Raw genomic sequence first — 22,890 nt, forward strand, 5'->3', positions numbered from 1 at the left:
AAGGCTGAATAAAACAAAAAAACTCTGGTAGCTTAATCCAGAGTCTGCATTTTCACACATATTCCAGGATAGCTCTCCACAAATGTATATATTTGTGACAGTTACTATACATATTCTGTACAGAACCAGCATCATAGTAAGAAAGCATTTACTGTGACACTCCGACGAAATTTCCCTTTTTCTCCGCTTCATTGTGCTTACCTCTGCGAAGATACTTATAAAATCCGCACCTCTACCTCATAGCATTATATTCACGTATGCTATTCATTATAAATACATTACCAAAGATTGTCAATAACCAAAGATATAAATTTAATTGAATTATTTGTTACAGCATCCATCATAAAGTAGAGCGTCTATTCTTCCACTTAACACATCATAAATCTCTCCGCACTTCTTGTTTATGCTGTATACAAGTTTAATGGTATCCTCCAACCTGGACTCTTTTCTGAATACTATACATGAACTGGTAAGTATGTTAACTGAGGATGCTAGATCAATAGATACTATAGACAGCTGATTCAATATACTGAGCAGCGGCAATATGCAGTTTGTATAATACTCTCTTTCACAAAAGTCTAAATTTATCCTGCACAGCTCAGTTTTTATAGAATTTAAAGTTCTTAATAATATGTCGCTCTTCGATAGGGCATCATTTATCTCATCTAAGGTATTTTCCTGTACAACAGTACCAGAACCGGAGGTGCTTTCTGCAGCTCCGGTACTACCGCTTTCCGCTTCTGTACTCTTACTACTGCTGCTGGAATGCACTCCAACCTTAACGATATTATCTAAAAGCTCTTTAATGAGCTCAAGGTTTTCACCTGCTGACTTTATTATTTGATGAATATTAGGAATGTTATTGATGTTACTTATATCATTGATGTTATTTCCCTTTGGAATAGTATTATTTATTTCAGCCCTACTTTTATCTTCTTCTCCCAAACCTTCACTAACCTCCTCCAAATATCCCTGACAAATAAAGTAAGCGCCCCAGGGGTAGTTCCATATAATGGAACTACCCCTGGGGCGCTTACTTTATATGGTAACAATATATTATATCGCCGTAAAAGAAGATATATGACTTTTGAAGAGGGATAGGAATAATTAACAAAGCAGCTGATGGGTATAAAAAAACAAAAACTGCTGACTATTAATAACTATTAATAGTCAGCAGTTTTATCTTAACCAGTAAATATCCTACTAAATAAAATAATATATTTTGAAATATGATTAATTGTAGATGTATATATTATTTGCCAAAGATATTATTCAACAGAAATGGCATTTACAGGACAGCTGCTTTCAGCTTCCTTTGCAGAATCTTCACTTCCTGATGGAACTTCATCCACAATTACACCTGCTTTGCCATCATCTTGCATGTCAAAAACTTCAGGGGAAATAGCAGGACAAAGTCCACAGCCTATACATGTATCCTTATCTACAATTGCTTTCATACAAGGACCTCCTTTCGCTTTATAACATATTTATTATAACTCTATGGCATATTTTTATTCAGTATTATCTTAAAATGCTGGATGCCAAAGTATCATAATCTGGATTAAGGGCCGCATAGCTTTCAGTTCTTCCTTCTTCAAGTGCTTCAGCTAGATCAAGATTTATTGGAAGCTCTGCCAAAAGCGGTATATCAAGATATGCAGCATGCTCCGCTGCAGATTTCTTGCTGAAAACTCTCATCTTTTCTCCACAACTGCCGCACTGGATATATGACATATTTTCTACTACGCCTTTTATTGGAATTGATAGTTTTTCAGCCATGGTTACCACTTTTTTAACTATCATAGATACCATGTCCTGAGGAGTTGAAACTATCACTACACTATTTATAGGAAAATTCTGCATTACTGTCAATGCTGTATCTCCTGTACCAGGAGGCATATCTACTAAAAGATAATCTATTTCTCCCCAGACAGTATCTGTATACATCTGGTTCAATACGCCGTTTATTACAGGTCCTCTCCAAATTACAGGCTGATCCTCCACCTGAGTAAGTAGATTCATGGAAATAACCTTTATTCCAAGCTCAGAAACTACAGGTTCAAACTTAAATTGAGTTCCTTTTTCGTCTAAAGGTATCATATCAGCTCTTTCATAGTTTATACCGAAAAACCTAGGCATAGAAGGCCCGGTGATATCAGCGTCTAACACCCCTACTTTGTAACCTGCTTTGCTTAGTTTAGAAGCAATTATTCCGGTAACCGTGGATTTCCCTACTCCGCCTTTACCGCTTATCACTCCTATTATATTTTTAATGGTGCCATATTTAGGCAGCATCTTACCACATTTGTCCTTGTTTTGTATAGAACATTTTGAACTGGAAGGACATGTTGAACAATTTCCCATTCTATCACCTCTAGATTTACCATTTTTCAGGTCTGGACTCGAATATCTGTATGTTCCATTCTCTATTTTCATGCTTTCCAAGAACATAATATTTAAGTTCAGTACCTTCGCTTTTATCATACAATGTTATTATACTCTTATAAATTGAAGTTTTATAGCCCTGTGTTTTTACAGAAATTAAAATATCAAATTCTTCCTTATTATCTCCGGCAAGAACTGCACCCTTCATAGCATTGTTCAGATTATATTTAAAATCTTCTAGTTCCAGGGATAGTATATACTTTGCACTTTCTACATCATCTTTAAGGTTAACGCCAACACTTTTTGTTCCTGAGGGATTAAAGCTTTTTCCATACAGATTTATAAATTTTAAAATAGAACCGTAGTATATATCATCAAAATCTCTGGGCTTTCTTAAGGTATACATATTTCTTATAATATCATTGTCCAGCCTCTTATTAACCCTATAAGATTTTTCCTCATTATAGAAGTTTCCTACGTCCTTAGTGTTAAGGCCGGCAACATAATTGAATTTGTGAATTTTATCTGAGGACTCTTGGAATTCAAAGATGTAATCTGGATCTAAAGGTACATTTGACTCCACTTCCTTGCCTGTAGATAAAAGTCCATATAAATCCCTTATGGTGCTTTTATCCGTAACCACAAACCTAAAGCCGCTGTCCCTGGTGCTTTGTATTACTATTTTTTCTACTTTTCCCTGCTTTATATACTCAAAATCGTTGTTTTTCAGTTTTAACCATACCCTTGCTTTATCTATGGTGTCACAGCCGCTAAGTATAAGGGCCACAAGCATAATGGATAACAAAAATAGTTTATTTTTCTTCAACGCTTAATTCGCTCCCTTTATTTCTGGTAATATAAAATACTATTATTCCTAATAATAATGTAAATATGGCAATAAATTGAGATGTTGAGAAGACACCTACGCTTCCTCTAGGATCATTCCTTATTATTTCTATCAAAAATCTTCCTATACTGTAAATGATTAAGTATAGCGAAAAGGTTCTTCCTTTTCTTTCCTTCTTATTATCATACCATAAAAGAAAAAAAGCCAAAAGAAAATTAAAAACAGAAGAATATATCTGGGTGGGGTGAAGATGTATCCCCGCTGGAGCAAAGCCTCCTGCCGGAAATTCACAACTTAAAGGTGAATTTGTAGGCGCCCCATAGCAGCAGCCTGCAAAAAAGCATCCAATCCTGCCGAATCCCTGCCCTATAGCTACACTGGGTACAGCAAGGTCAAGGATTTTATATATATTCCAATGTTTTGTTCTGCAGTATAAATAAACTGCAATTCCACCGCCCATAATAGCTCCGTATATTACAAAACCTTCACCAAAATTTTTAATAATCATTGAAGGATTCTGAAGCACTGCTTTGTAATCTGTAATTATATAAAGCAGCTTTCCTCCTAATATTCCGCCTGCAACAGCTAATAAAGCCATATTCAAAATATTATCCTCATTATAGCCTCTTTTCTTAGCCCTATAGTTTAACAATAATATTCCTGAGATTATTCCTAAAGCTATCATTAATCCATATCCGTATACTTCAATGCCAAAAATCCTAAATAATACTGGTCTCATAATATACTCCGCCTCACCTTAATTTTTAGAGTTTGTCTTCTGAAGTTTGTCAGGTGCCTGGCACCTGACAAACTTCAGAAGACAAAATGAATCTGACAAAAAAAAGAAGCTTAAGCCTCTTTTATTTAATCTGTTTATTTTAATCAGTCATATTAAATTATAATACTTAAAAAATCATTAAGCAACCTTACGAAGTATGCAGTTTTTGAAGAAATTCTGATTTATTTTATCCCGAAACTTTCTACCACTGCGTTAAAAGCTACAACCATATTTTCTTTGTATTTATCTTTTACCACATAAAAAGCAAACTTAACTGTATAGTCTTCATACTTCATATAATATTCCTGAGCTGTGTATTCTTCCGACTTTTGAGATTTGAAATCATATTGAACCTTTAATACATCCCGTTTATTCATGGTTATCCTGTAGGCTGTATAATCTTTTACAGCATAAATAGACTGCAGGAGCTTCTTGTCCTTTTCCACAGCTTTATTTACATCTTCATTTCCTTCAAAAACCGATATATATCCATTTATAACGCTGTCAGGAGACTTATATTCAGTATGGTATAAAATAGTATCATCAGGATATTTTCTGTCCTTAACTTCCCAATTTTCCGGAAGTTTATAGTTAATTTTTCCCTCTATTCCTTTAATGACCTTCATAACACTCATATCTGTGTTTATAAGAGCAGCTTCTTTAAACCTGATTTCGAAGATTTTTTGAGAAGAAAATAAGACTATCATAAGACCTATTAATATAAGAGTTACTCCTAACTGCTTTCTGTTTACTTTTAACTTCATCCACAGCACCCCTTTTTAAAGTAAGTAAATATTATAATAAATAGTAGTGCAGTCATTTTACTCTACCGCACTACTATATTTATTATTTCATAGGCACAACAATGACAGAATTCTTAAAGTCATAAAACATAAGCCAGAATCCCATACCATCTTTCATGTCCTTATCTGGAACCCAGGTAACAAAGCCTGACTTTCCTCCATAAGGCTGTTCTGATTTATCCTTCTTTCCAGGTATTCCATATACCAGATATTTCATCTTTCCAGAAGGATCACACTTGTACCCTAATGTAAAATATCCATACTTTTTAATATAGGGATAGTAATTCATCATTGGATAGTAAACTATGGTATATTTATTATAATTTGAGATATTGCACAAGGTATCAAAATTATCAACATTTATCTTATACCACTTACAGTATTTAATCTCCCTGAAGGCCTCCTTAATTGGTTCAAAGCCTTCTGCCACGGACTCGAAAAATTCACCTACACTTCCTCTTAGTATAAACTGACTTTCCTTTTCTTCCTCCTTTTCAGCATATGGATTAACTTTATCGTCAAATACAATCTTACTTTCTTCTATAATTTTTTCATATTTTTCAAATTCATTTGCTTCCATAAAGCTTCTTGCTTCATTAATCTTCTTATCCTCATTAACTTCCCGTTTCTCTGAAACCAGGTTATAGCTGCTTAAATATTCATCTACCAAGGAAGATCCGTGAACATTTTCATCACGTTCTCCAATTCTTTCAGATTCACAAGGCTCAGTATTTTCTTCTTTGGAAGCATCTATAATTTTTTCAGCTTCATTATTATTCTTATCCTGTCTCATTGCAGGCTTATTTTCAGAAACTTCTTCTGGAGCATCTATGGGTTCTTCTTCACTTTGAACAGGAGATGAGGTCTCTTCCTCTTCTGCTTCTTTCCCATGGAGGAAGGATTGCTCTTCCTTATTTTCTTTCCTTGCATCAAAGGTGGAGGTTTGATACTCAGCTTCCTTTTCTTCAGGAGAGGAAGATTTTTCTTTATCTTCTTCATTTATCTCAGGAGAGGTTGAGGTTTCTTGCACCTCCGCTTTTTCATCAGGAAGGGATACAGGCTCTTCCTGAGCTTCAGTTACCTCCTGCTTTGAAGGTTCTGATCTCACTTGATCCTCTATTATATTTTCAACTTCCGGAATCCCTGTAAGTTCATCGGTCCTCTGCAGCTCCTCCATAGACTCTGATATAGGAGCTTCTTCTTTTAAGTTTTTCCCAGTGCCTGCAGGAGCTTCCGGAGCAGTTTCTTTAGGAAGCTGTAAATTGAGTATATTAAACTTCTTCCAATCCTCTGGTATTTTTTCTCCGGACATAAATCCGTACATTACAACTGTTACATTGCTTCCAGATAGCTTCACTATAGCTGCTCCGGATATCTTTTCCACCCCTATAGTGGTATTGGCTATATCATTCATATTATATTCACTGCTAATTTCCGCTCTGCCCTGCTCATTTATGTTCATTGCGCCCAGATCAATAATCTGCTTAACACCCTTCTTGCTGCATATAAGGAACATATGATAATTATTATCCTTCTTTAAATTTTGAGCATAAAAGGTTATTTTACACTTATCTCCCTTACCTTCAACTTTTGCATAGGCGGATAGAGGCTTGTCAGAGGATACTGAATATCCTTTTTCGTCTTCTTGTAATATCAAAAAGTTTCTATACAACTTACTATGTGCCAAGTTATAGTCCCTCCACATATATTTATTCTTTATAGTATATGAATCAGTAAAATAAAAAAGACTAATTTTTCCCAGGCACAAATAAATGGATAAATAAATTATTTAATTAAAATTCAAGCTTCATAACCTCCAATAAATTTTTAACCTTGGCATAAGCTAAAGCTTCATTTTCTTTTGTAGGCTCTATAAGATCAGGTATTAAAACGCATCTTATCCCCGCTCTGCTTGCAGCCAGCAATCCATTTATAGAATCTTCTAAGATAATAGACTCCTCCGGTGCTGCATTTGCTTTTTTGCAGGCTTTCAAAAAAATTTCAGGCTCCGGCTTTCCCTTTTCCACCTCATCACCACATATCATGTCATCAAATCTGTCAAGTATTCCGGCGCTGGCAAGGAGTTTTTCCGCACGGTTTCTTGAAGTGGAGGTAGCTACTACCTTTGCTATTCCTTTTTCATCTATAAAATCTAAAAGATCTATAAGACCCTCCTTTAAAGGGACTCCCTCCCTGTCTAAGGCTTCTTCGAATAATTTTCTGGTATGGGTTCTAACCTCTTCCCAAGGAAAATCTTGCCCTAAATGCCCTTTCATAATAACCAGAGAATCCTTTTCATTACATCCTATGGTTTCAATTAAATATTCCTTTTTTACTTCATATCCCTTTTCCTTTGCAGCTCTAAGACTGGCATCTATGGCTAGCCTTTCTGTATCCAGCATAAGACCGTCCATATCAAATATCACCAACTTCACATTATTCATGTGTATCCCTCCTAAGTTATATAAAAATTAGAATTATTAATGATTAATTTAAAGCATAAAAAAACCGTACAGAAATAATCCGCACAGCCTTTTTTCTATATCATTCCTGTATAGTTGTATTTAAAACTCTTTAAAGAGCTTTATCCTAAAGCATATATTATAAACACATATAAATTTATTTTTGTACCAATTTATATATGCTGTTAGCCAGTGCAGCAAATTCCTCTATAGAAAGGGTTTCTCCCCTTCGTCTGGAGTCTATATCACTTTCTTCAAAAGCTTTATCCAAAGTTTCCTTAGGAAGCTTTAAAGCTTTTAGCGCATTAGATAGTGTTTTTCTCCTCATGTTAAAGGACTCCCTTATTACTCTAAAAAACAGCTTTTCATCCTCCACCTGAACTCTTGGTTCAGGAAGCTTATCCAACCTTATTACTATGGAATCCACCTTTGGTCTTGGAATAAAGCAGTTAGGAGATACCTTTCTTATTATCTCAGTACTGCAGTGATACTGAACAAGCAAAGTCAGCGCACCATATTCCTTAGTCCTTGGTTCAGCATTAATCCTTTCAGCCACTTCTTTTTGTATCATTATAGTAAGAGATTTAAAATTGTATCCTTTATTAAGAAGTCCGGTGATTATAGGGGTAGTGACATAATATGGAAGGTTTGCCACCAGCTTAACACTTTCTCCATCTTCAATTATATCATTAAAATCCACCTTAAGGGCATCTTTATGAATAAGGGTGAACTTTTCATTGTCTCCCAGTTCCTTTGTGAGTATGGATATAAGATCAGAGTCAAGCTCTATGGCAGTAACTTTTTTTGCCCTTTTTAAGAGCTCCCTGGTTAAAGTACCTACTCCCGGTCCTATTTCTATAACATGGTCCTCAGCAGAAACCTCCGCGCCTGCTACTATATCTCTAAGCACCGAGTCCTCTACAAGGAAATTCTGTCCTAAACTCTTACTGAATTTAAAATTATACTTTTTTACTAAATCTAATGTGGTTATATCCATAGCTACTCACCCTTCTCTTTTTCCTCTAGTTTTTTTAACGCCGCTTTAAATTCTTCCTTTGGTATTCCATAATTATTTAATCTGGAGAGAAACTGTCTTGAATTGCAGCATCCTATCCCCAGTTCTCTACCTATAAAGTCTCTTCTTTCCTTGGCATTATTATCCCCGGATAGCCCAAAATAAATCAGATCCTGCAGGGTAAATAACTCCTGTTTTTCTTCTACTGTAATCTTTGCATTATTCAAAGCTCTCAATATAGCTTCAGGAGAGGCATTTTCTACACCTATATCCCCATCTTTAATACCTTCCTTCTGAGATATGTAAGCATGCTTGATTCCAGAAACCCTTTTAGAAATTATCCTTCTGATTTTTTCCCCGGCAAAATCAGGATCCGTAAGTATGATAACCCCTTTTCTTCTTTGAGCTTCCTTAATTCTCTCTATAACCTTAGCATTTATTCCAAAGCCTCCTACAGCTATGCACTCAGCTTCTACCGCTCTTTTTACCGCAGTTACATCATCTCTGCCTTCTACCACAATGACTTCTTTGATCAACAAAATTACTCCCTTTCCCACAGAAATAAGTCTTTATATACTTTAATCTTTTTATAAAGTATTTGTCAATATTTTCGATAAAATACAATAGAGGCAGCTTATTCTGCTGCCTCTATCTCATAATAGTTATTTACCAAGAATATGAACATTTACTGTTCTTACTCCCCAGGAGTAAACCTGGCTGGCGTTGCTTAGGAATACATCGATCCTGTTTCCTTTAATAGCTCCGCCTGTATCCTGAGCGATGGCGTATCCATAACCTTCTACAAAAACTTTTGTACCAAGAGGAATAACTCTTGGATCTACGGCTATGGTGCTCCATCCTGAGGGTACCCTAACAGGTACTGTACCTGTAGCTGTTACTGTGCCGCCGTCATCTCCTGCCCAATATGCTGTAGCTTTAACTGTAATAACCTTCTTGCCTAAAGAGGTGTTACTTATATTAACATTGCTTGGAACTCCTCCTCTAGACGCAACTACAGCAACCATTGCACCTTCTGATACCACCTTATTCACAGGGGTTTTAATGGTCTTTTCTTCTACCATATCTCTACTTACTTCCCTGCCATTTTCATAAACCACCTTTGTGGTTATTTCTTTTTCACCAGGAACACCTTCCTGAAGAACTTTGCTCTTTCCTTTTTCAAGTTCATTATCCTTTTTTACCTCGGTGGTGTAGTCAATTGCTGCAATGGTCTTAATGAATTCAGTATTGACTCTAGTAATAACTACGTTCATGCCTTCTTCCGGTTTGGTTGAAAGCGTAGGTTGGACTCTATCTTCTTCTTTTAAAGATATACCTTCCTTTTCCAGTGATTCTTTCAGACTGTCCTCATTGGTTAGAATTTTCAGGTTCTTTCCATCTACCTCCACAGATATATTCACAGCTCTCTCAATAACAACCTCGTTGATATCTCGTATAAGAGCATCTATACCCGGGTGTACTTTGTCTAGCGGACCTAAAATTATACCGTTATCCTGTAACGCCCCTGCAACAGTCCTTTTATATGTTACTATGGTTTTCTCTTCTCCGTCTATGTTTACTGCTATAGTCTTTCTCATGTTGAAGACAAATAGTACTAATGATGCTGCGATTAATGTTATAATAAATGTTGCCTTAGGACCGTTGGAAAAATGTTTATTGAAATATTTTTTCAATTTTTCCATTGAATTACCTCCCTCTGGCAAGAGTGACCATTGAATTATATCGTAAATTAGACAATCGTGTCAAATTTTCACCCTTGCTATTGAATTAGACTGTAGTAAATGCAGCTATGTGCATAAGAAAATGTCTATAAATATAAATGATAGCAGTGTACAGTCTTTATTATTTTTTGGGGGGATTACCAGATAAAAAGTCCCAGCTTACTAATATATAATTATATTAGTAAAGTAAGGTAAATATACCTAGTACAATAATATTGTTACCACTTTTTAATTAATTTATACCATAACTGTAAATATATGTTATATAATACAATATAATTATATATTTAGCAACCTTTTTGTATTTTCAATAGTAATACCGCTGATTTCCTCAGGAGTTCTCCCTTTAATGTCAGCAATTTTCTCTATTATATGCAGGATAAAATCCGATTGATTTCTTTTCCCTCTATAAGGAACTGGAGCCATGTAAGGAGCATCGGTCTCTACTAATATTCTGTCAATAGGTACCGCCTCCGCTGCCTCTATTACCTTACGTGCATTTTTAAAGGTTACTACTCCTGTAAATCCTATATAATATCCAAGTTTAACACATTCCATTGCAAATTCAGCACTGCCTGAAAAGCAGTGAAGAACGCCTTTTACCTTGGGGAATTCTTTTATTATCTCTAAAGTATCTCCATGAGCATCTCTGTCATGTATAACCACCGGAAGATCCAGCTCTTCTGCAAGCTTCATCTGAGCTTTGAAGGCATCTTTCTGAACCTCCTTTGGAGGATTCTCTTCCCAGTAGTAATCAAGACCTATTTCTCCTATAGCCTTGACCTTAAAATTTTCAGCCATATTTCTTATTTCTTTCAGGGATTCTTCATTTAATTCATAAGCTTCCTCCGGGTGGATACCTACAGCAGCATATACAAAGTCATATTTTTCTGCTAACTTATAAGAATCTCTTGTTCCCTGAAGTGTAGATCCGCAATTTAAAATTCCAACTATGCCTTTACTTTTTAAATAAGGCAGAAGGGAATCTCTATCCTCCTGAAAGGACTCATCATCATAATGTGCATGAGAGTCAAAAATAAGCAGATTATTTTCTTCCATTAAATCACCTCACAGAGTCTTTCCCTAAATATGATAATTCATATTATACCACATAGGTTTTCTTTGGAAACCCGTATATGTGAACACTTTTTGAAATTATTGTTTATTTTTCTTAAAGTTATGAATAATATATGGTTCTTGAGGTAGAATATAGTTTGTAAGAAATATTTACAGTAATATGGAGGTATTCAAATGTTAGGTAAAGTTAAATGGTTCAATGCCCAAAAAGGTTATGGGTTTATCACTACTGAAGAGGGCAAGGACATCTTCGTTCACTATTCAGGAATAGATGGAGATGGTTTTAAATCTCTTAATGAAGGAGATTCTGTTAAATTCGATGTAACTGAAGGCTCTAAAGGAGAGCAGGCTATAAATGTAACTAAAGCTGAATAAGCTTTGATTATAAAGTAGTTTTTGCATAGAATTTTAAAGGGATATGGCAAATCATATATATGATTTGTCACATCCCTTTTTTATATGTTATTAATAAATTAATATTAAAAGTAAGCTTTAAATGATTTTTGTATATCCCTTCTTATAAGTTATTAATATATATTAGCTAAAATCGGTGATAAAATCCCCAGTATTCCTCCTAAAAGAGCTCCCAGCCAGGTGATGGCATTAAGCTCCTTATGAGCAATATCTAATATTATTTTTTCTGCATAATCTACCTGGAAGGAATTTATCTGATCCTCTACAATGGCAGGTATGTCAATGACCTTTATTATTGAAGGCGCTTCCTTTTCAATAAATCTATTTACTCCATTACATATGATATCAAAGCTATAAGCTTCTATTTTCTCCTGCTCCTTCTGAAATAATGATTTTATTTCAACCATTTCTAAATTCTTTATGGTTTCCTCCACGATATATCCTGCAGCTTTATCTATCTCCTCAGAGTACAGAAGCTCTTTAATGCTGCTTTTAATATAAGCATTTATATCTTCAATCCAGCTTTCTGAAAAACTTTTAATTAAATCCCCCAAGCTTCCTTTTTCCTTTATGTCTTCTTTAATCCGGTTTAATCCCTGATGTATAACCTCACCGCTTAAAGCTTTATCCCTAATGGTATCATATAATAGAGAGTATATATCTTCCATAGTATCTTCAGGTATTTCTTTAAATATATCCTCTATATCTTTATCTGCCGCTCTATCCATAAAGCTTATTATTGCAGAGGAGATATTTTCCGCTCCTTCTTCCTTATGAAGGTAATCCTCTATAAACCCTGTAAGCTTTCCTAAAATCATATCTACGCTTATAAACTTTGCAATTAATGGATTAAAATTGCTTTCTATAGAGTCTTCTAAAAACATGCTTAACTGCCTCTGCATATCAGGCTGTTTAAGCATTATGCTGATTTCTGATGCTATGCTGTACCGTGAGTTATATATGTAGGAATTCATTCCCTGCCAAAGCTCCTTGGGAATTAAATCCTTCAGACTTTTTTTACTTTTAGATAAATCCTTCCCTTTTTCTTTTATCATATTTAAAATAAAATGTTGAAAACCCTCACCATCTTTCAAATCTTCTATGTTGTTTTCAAGCTTTTCTAAAGCTCCTGTTTTCTCAATATACAGTATTAATTCTCCACTGCTTTTACTCAGCATACCCTTCAGCTTTCTATGTATTGCTTCTTCAGCAAGCTCTACTGTTTTTTCGCTTCTAAGCTTTGATATTATATAATTCTTAAAATGAATGATTAATGCAGTTTTTAATTCATTATAAGAATCCTTAAGAAGTTTAGAAAGTACATCTTTTATCTTCTCACTATCCTGTGAAAGCAGCTGTATCTTTTCATGAACCCAAATCCTTATATGCTGCTTCATAGTATCGCCAGATAAAGCATTGGTTATGGTTTCTTCAGTGAGTAGATGTTCCCCTACAGCATCTCCTACGCTTTTTGCTATCCTTCTCTGTTCCTTTGGTATAAGCCCTGGAGTAAAGGGAATCTTCATGCCCATCACCCTCTTTTCATTGTAAGGCTTAAAAAGCATCTTTATAGCCAGCCAGTTGGTTATATATCCTATCACCGCTCCCACAGCAGCTCCTATTATATACTTCAATTTTCTCATCCTTTCCCTTAATAAAACACTGTATTCTCATTTAACCATTATAGATATTTGTACTGTTCAGTTCAATGATTATATTGTATATTATTGTTATATGAATACAATTTATTACAAAATATATAATCCCTTCAAAGAGGTGTGAAGATTTGAAAAATCATAATATTGATATATATATAAATATAATGCAGGGTTCAAAGCTGTTCAAGGCCTTTTGCAGAGAGAGCCTTGAAGCACTTTTAAAAAGCAGCTTTGTTAAAATTTCATACTATGAATCCGAGGATGTGATTTACTCTGAAGGAGATAAGTGCACAAATCTCAGTCTAGTACTTCAAGGTGAAGTGGAAATACAAAAGCTGGAGCCTTCAGGGAAAGTTTTGACGGTTTCTAATCTTAATGAAGGAGAAGTCTTTGGTGAAAATCTTCTCTTTGGAGATAAGAACTTTTATCCTATGGATGTTATAAGCAAAAAAAACAGTACAGTACTTCATATAACTAAAGCTTATGTAGAAAGACTGTGCAGGGAAAATGCCGACTTTTTAAACACTATTTTACGGATCCTTTCCAATAAGGCTGTGGCATTAAGCTCTAAACTGAAGCAGATAGGACTTAAAAGCTTAAGGCAGAAAATATGCGACTATTTATATACAAATTATAAAGATACAGGCTCCAATAACATAAGGCTGAATATGTCTAAGAAGGATTGGGCAGAAAAGCTGGGAGTTGAGCGTCCATCCTTATCCCGAGAATTAATAAAGATGAAGGAAGAAGGCATCATCGAATATGACAAAGAAAACATCCGCATACTGGATGCAGATGCCTTAGAGGACGCTTTAAACTCTTAAGCCTTCTTTAATCCCAAATACATTATAACTGCAGGTAAAAGCGAATAAAAAACTCCGTATTTTAAAGAAAAAGCTTCCTTTAGAAAACAAAGAATGCTTACTGCCGGAACATTAAATAGCAGGAATATATTAAATGAAAGCTTTGATAAAGCAGGATTTACACTTTCAAGATTAAAGGTTAATAATACAAGTATTAGATTCAGTACCGCCATAAGATAAAGGGCAGTTATACCCCTAGAGCAGTTAATGCTTTTTTTTAGATTTATTCCTAAAAGATAATAGGATATTAAAGCTCCAAGAAAAATTAAAATAGCAGTAAAAAAATAGAACAATTTAATGAATTTAGAGCCGCTTGGAATAAAGACTGAAATAAATACCGCAGGAGTAACCGCAAGGGAACTTATTAAAAGTGCTGCTATACTTATGGCAAAGCTTCCCAACAAACACCTTAATATAGTTTTACTCATGAAATCACCTTCCTGTAAATGAATTTTACATAACTAGCGGTAATTTATCTTTTACAAAATAATGTTAATATATTCATAAAAAAAACATGCCTATATTTTATATAAGCATGTTTTTGCAATTTATTATCTTACCTGACTTCCTGAAGGGAGATTTCCCGGATCCACCGCATAAAGCACTGAATCATCATCTGTAGCAGCAGCTAAGATCATTCCCTGAGATAGTTCTCCTCTAAGCTTTACAGGCTTTAGATTGGCAACTAAAATCACATTTTTCCCTACTAATTCTTCCGGCTTATAATACTGAGCTATTCCGGAAACTACCTGTCTTTCTTCTCCACCTAAGTCAACCTTGAGTTTTAAAAGCTTTTTGGCTCCTTTAACAGGCTCACAGCTTAGAACTTTTACCACCCTTAAATCGATTTTGTCAAAATCATCTATGGTTATTTCTTCTTTAATAGGCTCCATTGACGCTTTTTCCTCCTCTTTACCCGCTGAGCTGAGCTCTTCAAGCTCCTTAATCTTTGCATTTACATCTATCCTTGGGAAAAGGGTATCACCTCTTTTAACCTTCTTTCCTGCTGAGGTTCCATCAAATGCAGCCAAGCTATCCCAGGAGATTAGCTCGCTGTTAATCTGGTTATTAATTTTTTCGCTGGTTTCAGGAAGGAAAGCAGAAAGAAGCACTGAAGCAAACCTTAAAGATTCTATGAGGTTATACAATACCGTTCCCAATCTTTCCTTGTTGCTTTCATCCTTAGCAAGTATCCATGGTGTAGTTTCATCTATATATTTATTAGCTCTTCCCACCAGTTCCCAGATTGCATCTAATGCCTCAGGCAGCTTAAGCTTATCTACAGCCTTCTCCACTTTTACAGGGGTTATAAGAGCCAGATTTATAAGCTCGTCATCTATGGCTTCCTTTGCAGTAGGAGCAGGAACTACCCCTTCAAAATACTTCTCAACCATAGTTACGGTTCTGGATAAGAGATTCCCCAAATCATTTGCTAAATCAGAATTGATTTTCTTTATAAATAATTCATTGGTAAATAGCCCATCAGAACCGAAAGGAATCTCTCTTAAAAGATAGTACCTTACCGCGTCTACACCAAAATGCTCTACCAGTGTAACAGGATCTACCACATTGCCTTTGGATTTAGACATCTTACCTCCGTCCACTAATAACCATCCATGTCCGAATACCTGCTTTGGAAGAGGTATGTCTAAAGCCATAAGCATAATTGGCCAATATATAGTATGGAATCTTAATATGTCTTTTCCTATTAAGTGTACATCCGCAGGCCAGTACTTTTCATAAAGCTCAGTATTATCGCTTCCGTAGCCTAAAGCTGTGATATAGTTTGATAGAGCATCTATCCATACATAAACTACATGATCCTCATCAAAGCTTACAGGTATCCCCCAATCAAAGCTGGTTCTTGATACGCATAAATCCTGAAGTCCTGGTTTTAAAAAGTTATTTACCATTTCATTTTTTCTGGATTCAGGCTGAATAAAATCAGGATGCTTTTCAATGTAATCTATTAGCCTATCTGCATACTTGCTCATTTTAAAGAAGTAAGCTTCTTCCTTAGCCTTTTCCACAGGTCTTCCGCAGTCAGGGCATTTGCCGTCTACAAGCTGGGTTTCTGTCCAGAAAGACTCACAGGGAGTGCAATACCAGCCTTCGTAGGAGCTTTTATAGATATCTCCCTGATCGTAGAGCTTTTTGAATATCTCCTGCACTGTTTTCACATGATAATCGTCTGTTGTCCTAATGAACTTATCGTAGCTTATGTTCATGAGCTTCCATAAGTCCTTTATACCTGCCACTATTTCATCTACATAAGCTTTAGGTGTAACTCCTTTTTCTTCAGCTATTCTCTGAATTTTTTGTCCATGCTCATCGGTACCGGTAAGGAACATTACATCATAACCCTTTAATCTTTTAAATCTAGCCATTGCATCTGCTGCCACAGTGGTATAGGTATTACCTATATGAAGATTTGCTGACGGATAATAGATGGGGGGTGGTAATATAATAAGGTTTTTTACACATTCTTATTCCTCCTGACTTAATTTCTTAATTAAAAAAGCCTCTATACGGAAATATTCCCGTATAGAGGCGTATTATTCGCGCTACCACTCTACTTCTTATCTTTTTCGCAAAAGATAACTCCATAAGTGACTCTACCGGAATATTTCCAGTTTCCATCACCCTTCAGTATAACGGCTGCCTCCGTATTTCCCTAACCCTAAAGCTCAGGAAATCTGCTCCGAGACCATGTTCATAAAGCTTCCTGCCTCCGGCTTTCACCTAATCCGGATCTCTTTAGACCTTCCACTTTACTACTCTTCTCTTCAAAGCATTTAATATAATATCATAATATTCTATACCTAAGCTCTTGTCAACTTTATATTATTAAAAATACCATCATAGAACTAAGTATATTGCTGGATATATTAACCACATCATTATTAAAAAGAGCAAATCCCTTTATAAGTTTGTTTGGTTTTCCTCTAAATTCCTTTTTTTCTGTAATGGTGTTTTCTTCCTGACAATAATACTGAGCCTGTATAGAAGCACCTAAAACACTGTCTATCACAGCACCTAAAAATCCAAATAGAAGTATTATAATAAATCTATAAAGTACTTTTCCATCAAAGCCATAAATCAGTATGTACACAAGCGAAAAAAGCAGAGCTATGAAAGCTGAACCCCCTAATGCTGCCAGTGTACCTAAAAAGCTTACCCCACCTGACATTCCTCTTTCCATTCTTTTTCCTGTAAGAATTGATATGGGAGTTTTTTTACTGAGCACTCCTATTTCAGAAGCCCAGGTATCCGCATTAGCTTCTCCGAAGGAAACAGCACAACCTATTATATAGGCAGGGTTCTTAGTGAAATAATACAGTGCTGCAAATAAAAGTCCCACTCCCCCATTAGCAAAAACCTGGAGAGCATCCCTTCTTCCGCCTTTTTCATTATATTTTTCAATATCCTTTTTCCTGTCACCTTTTGCAAAGGTAAGAAGACTGGAAGATATAAAGAATCCCACCAGTAAAACAGCAGCTAAAACTCCTCCGAAATAATACATTAATCCACCCAGCAAAGCAGCAGCTAAAGCTCCGCTCCTTGAAAGAGATCTCTTTTTATAAGCTGCTATTGCTATTAAGATTGAAAAAGCAAAACCTATTATTAAATTTCTCATCTCTCCTCCTACATTAACGCGAAAATAATCATATATAAGAAACTTGTCCCAAGTGGAACTGTTATATTATCAAAGCCTTCAGGTGTGAAAAGCTCTAATAACGCCGCCGCTGCTCCAAGTACGAGACTTACTGTGATTAACGAGAAGGGATGATAATTATAAAGTATTATAAAGCTTACTATAAAAGATACTAGGAACATGGTAAAAGTACCTTCAAGAGTTTTAGTACTGCCTTCAAGCTTTATTTCACGCTTTCCCAAGCAACCTCCAACTATAGCCGCTAATCCGTCTCCATAACCCATAATAAGTATTCCTATAGCTCCGATATATGGAGCGCTTCCCTGTCTAAAGGTGATTAAAGAAAGAATAAACAATGAAATGGCATAATACACAGTGCCTAAATCCCTTCTTGAACCATCTCTTTCCATAACCTTAAAAACATTTTTCTTGTAAGATATATAATTAATTACAACAAAAATCCCAGGTACTATGCAGGCATAAAGAGGGCTGTCAAAAAAAATCATAGCTATAATCCACCAGTTTGCAACGCCTATATGAATAAACTTCCTGCTTAATTCTCCATTTATGATATTTTTTTTAGTCAGAATGGTTGATGCTCCTATAATTAAAAAAACGAACAGTATTGAAACCGCTATGCCTATTATATTATTCATCATTTAATCCTCTCTGCTTTTTACTTAATAAACCTATAGCCAAGATACAAAGACAATTATACTTAATTAAAGAATATATGTCTATTTAAAAGCCTTAAATGATATACTTTTGCTAAACAACTAGAATTTATTGTAATATTTGTAATTTAATATACGAAATATATGTCTTTTAGGTTAAAAATATGTTAAATTATTATTAATAACCTTTAATGGCGAGGTGTATCATGGCTTATTTATATTATTACTTATATTCCTTCCTCCCTTTCCTCATATTTTCTTCAATCCTGTCCTTAAAAAATCTATTAATGCTGTCAATTTTATATAATAACTCCTTCAAAATTAAGCTTAGCGGTATATATTCAATCATTTATTCTTATAAAACTATGCTTTTAACCCATCTGCCTTTTATATTAATCATAGCTTCTCTAGGACTATTTATTAAAAAAAGACAAGCATTATTTTACATAGCAGCAGACGTTTGTGTTACAATTTTATTTCTTCTGGATATTTATTTTATGAGATTGACAGGGAAATTTTTTTCTTTCAAATTACTATTTAAAGAACTTCCTTATATGGATATAAGCTTTCATATAAACAGATTTTTTTCTCTTAAAGACATATTATTTGTTTTAGATTTAATAATACTTCTCCTGCTTTGGAAAAAGATCTCCTCCTGGAACATTTCCTTTAAGGAGTATAAAAAAAATATTATCTCTGCAGTGATAATAATAATTCTTTCCACACTTTCCATCTATTTAAATTATAATATTTTCAGTAGTCCAAACTCTAAAGCTAATTTCAAACCTTTTGCAACTTACTGGGAACCTTACAGCACTATGTTTGAAGCTTCTCCTATAGGTTATAGAGTTTATAAATCAGTTCTTTCACCCTCTTTAAAATACTCAATTACAGAAAAGGATCAGGAAGAAATTTCAAAATGGCTTAAAGCCAATAAAGAGGATATAAAAACAAATTCATTAAAGGGGTTATTTAAAGGCAAAAACCTCGTAATATTACAAATTGAAGCCTTTGAAAGCTTTATGATAAAGGAAAAAGTTATGGGAGAAGAAATTACTCCTAACATAAATAAACTGTTAAAAAACAGTTTTTATTTTCCCAATGTTTATTCTCAAATTAATGGAGGTGTAAGCTCCGATGCAGATTTTATGATAAACACTTCACTTTTACCTGTAAGGGGAGGAGCTACATTTTTAAATTATCCTTACAACAGCTATAACTCTCTGCCAAAGCTTTTAAAAAAATATGGCTATACTTCAATGATGTTTCACGGGGAAAGAGGAGGAAACTGGAACTTTAAAGTTGCAGATAAAAACCTGGGATTTGATAAGGTATTGGATATTAATTTTATAAACTTTCCTTCAAAATATAAAAAAGCTTATAGTTCTACCAATGATTACCTCATTATCGACAGCTTTATTCAAAATATAATAAAGCTGAAAACTCCTTTCTTTGGTCAGGTTGTAACACTGGATTCTCATGCTCATTTTGATTATATAAACGAGGAGGATACCTGTATTAATCTTCCTGCTGACATAGAAGCTTCAGTCTTTGGAAAATATCTAAGATCAATACATTATGAAGATAAGATAGTAAGCTATCTGATAGAAAAGCTTAAAGAAACCTCTCTTTTAGAAAATACAGTACTTGTTATTACAGGGGACCACTCCGGTTATAAACTGTATTATAAAGATGAGATTAAAGAAACAAATTTAAAATTCCCCTGGGTAGGTAATTCTCCTCACGGTAAAGTTCCCTTTATAATTTTTAACCCTTCCCTTAAAGGAGAAAAATTCGATATTAATGCCGGCCAAATTGATATTATGCCTACTTTAGCTTATCTTATGGGGGTTGACTCAGAAAATTACATTGAAAGCTGTATTGGCAAAAATCTTTTAAACACAAATAAAAATTATACTATATTAAACGATGGAACTTTGATAGGTTTAACTCCTTCCAAGGAGGAGGGAGAACATTTTCTCAAGGCTTTAGATATATCTGACATGATAATAAAATATAATTATTTTAAAAATAAATAAGCTTAATATAAAAAATTAAAGTTCCTATGTAATTAACCTGCAAGGCTATACATAGGAACTTTTTATATAATATAAAATTTATTTATCACTATCCGCAGGATGAACTTGCCCTTTTAATAGATCTCTTATCTCCATTAAAAGCTCTTCCTCTTTTGTAAAGGATTCTTCTTCACTGCTTTCTTCTTCTTTCTTAGGTCTTCTCAATCTGTTTATAAATTTAACTATAAGGAAAATAGTAAAAGACATTATTAAAAAATCTATTATGCTTTGAAAAAACAATCCTAATTTTACTTCTACACCAAAGGGCGAAAGTACTATATCTTTGAGATTTATCTTACCGATTAAAAGCCCCAGCAGAGGTGAAAGTACATTTTCTACTAAGGAGGTTACTATCTTATTAAAAGCACCGCCTATTATAACCCCCACAGCAAGATCCACTACATTGCCTTTAATAGCAAATTCTCTGAATTCCTTCCACATTACTCCTCATCCTTTCTATAATTATAATATATATCTTTTCCCTAATTTTCCTTTAATTATATCATAATATACAAAAGATGAAGACAGCGCTGTTCAGTTATTCATTTATTATTCTTACTTCTTTATTCTCTATATTTTTATATCCGCTGAGCTGATTACTTAAATTTAATGCCCTCTGAACAATCCGTCCATTCTTGAATTCATATCTGTACTCTATATCCTCTTCATCTTTAAAAACTACAATAGTGTAGTCAGGATAGCATAAAATACTTTTAACATTTTCCTCTACCCCTCTCTTCTTCAGATGCTTTACCACCTGGTTTTTTAAAATTTGCCCATGGGAGAAGCAGGGTCCTATAAAATAGCAATATCCTGAAATTATTAAAGAAATAGATATTATGCTTAAAACACCTTGTTTAAGCTTTATATTTTTTTCCTTAAAATCAGCAATAAGCCTGTTCATAATCAATATCATGAATATGCCTATAAGAGGGAAAGGACTTATTTTAAACTCAGAATATATGTTAAAAAGATGGCACCAAATAAAAAGCATCACCACTATTATGGATGCAAAATATAAGGAATTTTTAATTTTATTATTATATAAATATAACAATATTGTTCCGCAGAAAATCATAAGCATAGAAATGCTGAAGAGTATAATTAAATCCAGCTTATAATAAATACATTGCTTTAATCCGATAAATAAAAATATCCCTGCAGAAAAAGCTCCGCCAAAATAAATACCTATATCTAAACCTTTAGTTTTTCTCATTACTCACACCACACATTTTTAATATAATTACATTTTACATTTATTAACAATATATGTAAAGCTCTTTCCTTTTATTATAACCCCATTAATATATACGGATTAAATTTAATATAATTCTTACTTTTTTATAATTTTAATAAATTTATATATATTTAAAACTTAATCCACACTTTGATGAAATAAATAAAATATAATAATTATTAAGGAGGGGGTATTTTGATTAGAGCATTATATAAAGTTAAGGACACAAATAAAATAGAAACCAAAAAATTTGGAAATACTGAAGAGTTCCTTAAGAGTTTTAAGGATTTGAATTCAGAATTAATGTGGGTAGATATAACTTATTCGAAAAATGAAAGTAAAGAAGATTACAATTCTATTATAAAGGAATTTTTCGATTATTCTAAGTCTCCCATTACAAGAGAAATCCACGGGAGACGCTCTGTAGTAGAAAAGCATTCTGAATTTTACAGTATAGATATGATTATATTAAAAGATGGAAATTTAAAGGAACATATTCATTGGCAGAATAAACATTTCATTATAAATGATAAAATAATAGTTTCCTTAGGAAGCGAAAAGTCTAATATTATAGATGGTATATGGGAGAATCTGTCCTCTCATCCCACGGCCTTTAATAAAAACACAGATACTATTTTATACATAATTTTAGACAGTGTCTGCGACGAATACTTCGTTGCTCTGGAGGATTTGGAAGGCCTGGTGGAAAAGATAGAAATAAGCTTAATAGGAAATAAAGATAAGGATATTCAAAATAAAATCCTAAAACTCAGAAAAAGGATAATGAAATTTAAAAGGGTAGTTACCTCTTTAAGAACTGTAACCTATGCCCTTATAAGCTATGATTATAATTTATTAGATAAATTCACCACTAAATATATTCAGACAGTTCATGACAATACCTTTAAAATTTACGAAACTTTAGAAACTGAAATGGATACCCTGGCAACGGACCTGGATCTTTATAACTCAAAAATTTCAAACAAAATGAATGAAACTATGGAGTTTTTAACGGTGATAACAACTATTATGGCTCCTCTTACCTTAATTGCCGGCATATACGGTATGAACTTTAAGTTTATGCCTGAGCTGGAAATAAAGGCAGCATATCCTTTAACATTAATATTTATGGTTATTTTGATAATAATACAGGTAATATATTTCAAAAGAAAAAAGTGGCTTTAATATTAAACTGCAGAGAG

General features: G+C 34.0%; 22 protein-coding genes, 1 pseudogene, 1 riboswitch and 1 other annotated feature. Of the genes and pseudogenes, 4 read left to right on the forward strand and 19 right to left on the reverse strand.

From position 1 onward, the window contains the following. Window positions 1-61 precede the first annotated feature (61 nt). Window positions 62-243, reverse strand: a riboswitch (Lysine riboswitch). 78 nt (window positions 244-321) lie between these two features. The 12 genes from TA89_RS17785 to TA89_RS13395 all read right to left on the reverse strand — a co-directional run bounded on the left by TA89_RS17785 (window position 322) and on the right by TA89_RS13395 (window position 11,091). Beyond that, entirely contained in the window at window positions 322-966 is a 645-nt protein-coding gene (locus TA89_RS17785) for a hypothetical protein (RefSeq protein WP_147590135.1), read from the reverse strand. 302 nt (window positions 967-1,268) lie between these two features. Continuing rightward, window positions 1,269-1,457 (reverse strand): ferredoxin, encoded by a 189-nt coding sequence (locus TA89_RS13345; RefSeq protein ID WP_040214054.1) that lies wholly within the window; start codon window positions 1,455-1,457, stop codon window positions 1,269-1,271. A gap of 64 nt (window positions 1,458-1,521) precedes the next feature. After that, window positions 1,522-2,364: an Mrp/NBP35 family ATP-binding protein gene (locus tag TA89_RS13350; RefSeq protein WP_040214056.1), complete on the reverse strand. Its 843-nt coding sequence runs from the start codon at window positions 2,362-2,364 to the stop codon at window positions 1,522-1,524. 16 nt (window positions 2,365-2,380) lie between these two features. Further along, window positions 2,381-3,211: a YhfM domain-containing protein gene (locus TA89_RS13355; protein ID WP_040214058.1), complete on the reverse strand. Its 831-nt coding sequence runs from the start codon at window positions 3,209-3,211 to the stop codon at window positions 2,381-2,383. After that, complete coding sequence (locus TA89_RS13360) at window positions 3,198-3,971, reverse strand: prolipoprotein diacylglyceryl transferase (protein ID WP_040214061.1); 774 nt, start codon at window positions 3,969-3,971, stop codon at window positions 3,198-3,200. The genes TA89_RS13355 and TA89_RS13360 overlap by 14 nt, the downstream gene beginning before the upstream one ends. Window positions 3,972-4,192: 221 nt before the next feature. Then, window positions 4,193-4,774 (reverse strand): hypothetical protein, encoded by a 582-nt coding sequence (locus TA89_RS13365; RefSeq protein ID WP_040214064.1) that lies wholly within the window; start codon window positions 4,772-4,774, stop codon window positions 4,193-4,195. A gap of 82 nt (window positions 4,775-4,856) precedes the next feature. Continuing rightward, window positions 4,857-6,500: a hypothetical protein gene (locus tag TA89_RS13370; RefSeq protein ID WP_040214065.1), complete on the reverse strand. Its 1,644-nt coding sequence runs from the start codon at window positions 6,498-6,500 to the stop codon at window positions 4,857-4,859. 106 nt (window positions 6,501-6,606) lie between these two features. Then, the gene (locus TA89_RS13375; RefSeq protein WP_040214066.1) at window positions 6,607-7,257 is read right to left on the reverse strand and encodes an HAD family hydrolase; all 651 of its coding nucleotides are present in this window, start codon (window positions 7,255-7,257) and stop codon (window positions 6,607-6,609) included. A gap of 175 nt (window positions 7,258-7,432) precedes the next feature. After that, on the reverse strand, window positions 7,433-8,272 hold the full coding sequence (gene rsmA, locus TA89_RS13380; protein ID WP_040214068.1) for a 16S rRNA (adenine(1518)-N(6)/adenine(1519)-N(6))-dimethyltransferase RsmA: 840 nt from the start codon (window positions 8,270-8,272) through the stop codon (window positions 7,433-7,435). 2 nt (window positions 8,273-8,274) lie between these two features. Next, complete coding sequence (gene rnmV / locus TA89_RS13385) at window positions 8,275-8,826, reverse strand: ribonuclease M5 (protein WP_040214069.1); 552 nt, start codon at window positions 8,824-8,826, stop codon at window positions 8,275-8,277. Window positions 8,827-8,952: 126 nt separating this feature from the next. Next, window positions 8,953-9,993, reverse strand: a complete 1,041-nt coding sequence (locus tag TA89_RS13390; protein ID WP_040214071.1) for a 3D domain-containing protein — start codon at window positions 9,991-9,993, stop codon at window positions 8,953-8,955. A gap of 318 nt (window positions 9,994-10,311) precedes the next feature. Continuing rightward, window positions 10,312-11,091, reverse strand: coding sequence for a TatD family hydrolase (locus tag TA89_RS13395; RefSeq protein ID WP_040214072.1), 780 nt, complete (start codon window positions 11,089-11,091; stop codon window positions 10,312-10,314). Between the two features lie 192 nt (window positions 11,092-11,283). Between TA89_RS13395 and TA89_RS13400 the strand changes: the two genes are divergently transcribed. Then, window positions 11,284-11,484 carry a cold-shock protein gene (locus tag TA89_RS13400; RefSeq protein ID WP_040214074.1) on the forward strand — a complete coding sequence of 67 codons (201 nt, stop codon included), beginning with the start codon at window positions 11,284-11,286 and terminating at the stop codon, window positions 11,482-11,484. 152 nt (window positions 11,485-11,636) lie between these two features. Here the strand turns inward: TA89_RS13400 and TA89_RS13405 are convergent, their stop codons facing one another. Further along, a complete protein-coding gene (locus TA89_RS13405) occupies window positions 11,637-13,157 on the reverse strand; it encodes a DUF445 family protein (RefSeq protein WP_040214077.1) in 1,521 nt (506 codons plus the stop codon). Window positions 13,158-13,309: 152 nt separating this feature from the next. Here TA89_RS13405 and TA89_RS13410 point away from each other — a divergent pair, with 152 nt between their 5' ends. Next, window positions 13,310-14,005 carry a Crp/Fnr family transcriptional regulator gene (locus TA89_RS13410; protein ID WP_242850146.1) on the forward strand — a complete coding sequence of 232 codons (696 nt, stop codon included), beginning with the start codon at window positions 13,310-13,312 and terminating at the stop codon, window positions 14,003-14,005. Here the strand turns inward: TA89_RS13410 and TA89_RS13415 are convergent. The 4 genes and pseudogenes from TA89_RS13415 to TA89_RS13430 all read right to left on the reverse strand — a co-directional run bounded on the left by TA89_RS13415 (window position 14,002) and on the right by TA89_RS13430 (window position 18,358). Then, window positions 14,002-14,472: a hypothetical protein gene (locus TA89_RS13415; RefSeq protein ID WP_040214079.1), complete on the reverse strand. Its 471-nt coding sequence runs from the start codon at window positions 14,470-14,472 to the stop codon at window positions 14,002-14,004. The two genes, TA89_RS13410 and TA89_RS13415, sit on opposite strands and share 4 nt — an antisense overlap. Window positions 14,473-14,595: 123 nt before the next feature. Further along, window positions 14,596-16,528 (reverse strand): annotated as a pseudogene (metG, locus tag TA89_RS13420) (methionine--tRNA ligase). A gap of 59 nt (window positions 16,529-16,587) precedes the next feature. Next, window positions 16,588-16,843: a binding site (T-box leader), on the reverse strand. Between the two features lie 40 nt (window positions 16,844-16,883). Next, the gene (locus TA89_RS13425; protein ID WP_040214081.1) at window positions 16,884-17,681 is read right to left on the reverse strand and encodes a DUF92 domain-containing protein; all 798 of its coding nucleotides are present in this window, start codon (window positions 17,679-17,681) and stop codon (window positions 16,884-16,886) included. Between the two features lie 8 nt (window positions 17,682-17,689). Beyond that, the gene (locus TA89_RS13430) at window positions 17,690-18,358 is read right to left on the reverse strand and encodes a diacylglycerol/polyprenol kinase family protein (protein WP_147590136.1); all 669 of its coding nucleotides are present in this window, start codon (window positions 18,356-18,358) and stop codon (window positions 17,690-17,692) included. 380 nt (window positions 18,359-18,738) lie between these two features. Here TA89_RS13430 and TA89_RS13435 point away from each other — a divergent pair, with 380 nt between their 5' ends. Continuing rightward, window positions 18,739-20,412, forward strand: coding sequence for an LTA synthase family protein (locus TA89_RS13435; protein WP_187119310.1), 1,674 nt, complete (start codon window positions 18,739-18,741; stop codon window positions 20,410-20,412). A 78-nt stretch (window positions 20,413-20,490) separates the two neighbouring features. Here the strand turns inward: TA89_RS13435 and mscL are convergent, their stop codons facing one another. Beyond that, window positions 20,491-20,892 (reverse strand): large conductance mechanosensitive channel protein MscL, encoded by a 402-nt coding sequence (mscL, locus tag TA89_RS13440; RefSeq protein WP_040214086.1) that lies wholly within the window; start codon window positions 20,890-20,892, stop codon window positions 20,491-20,493. A gap of 97 nt (window positions 20,893-20,989) precedes the next feature. Beyond that, complete coding sequence (locus TA89_RS13445; RefSeq protein ID WP_040214088.1) at window positions 20,990-21,667, reverse strand: hypothetical protein; 678 nt, start codon at window positions 21,665-21,667, stop codon at window positions 20,990-20,992. A 216-nt stretch (window positions 21,668-21,883) separates the two neighbouring features. Between TA89_RS13445 and corA the strand changes: the two genes are divergently transcribed. Next, complete coding sequence (gene corA, locus TA89_RS13450) at window positions 21,884-22,873, forward strand: magnesium/cobalt transporter CorA (protein ID WP_040214089.1); 990 nt, start codon at window positions 21,884-21,886, stop codon at window positions 22,871-22,873. The last annotated feature ends 17 nt before the right edge of the window (window positions 22,874-22,890 follow it).

Origin of the sequence: Clostridium polynesiense, assembly GCF_000820705.1 — a bacterium.
GTDB lineage: Bacteria > Bacillota > Clostridia > Clostridiales > Clostridiaceae > Clostridium_AA > Clostridium_AA polynesiense.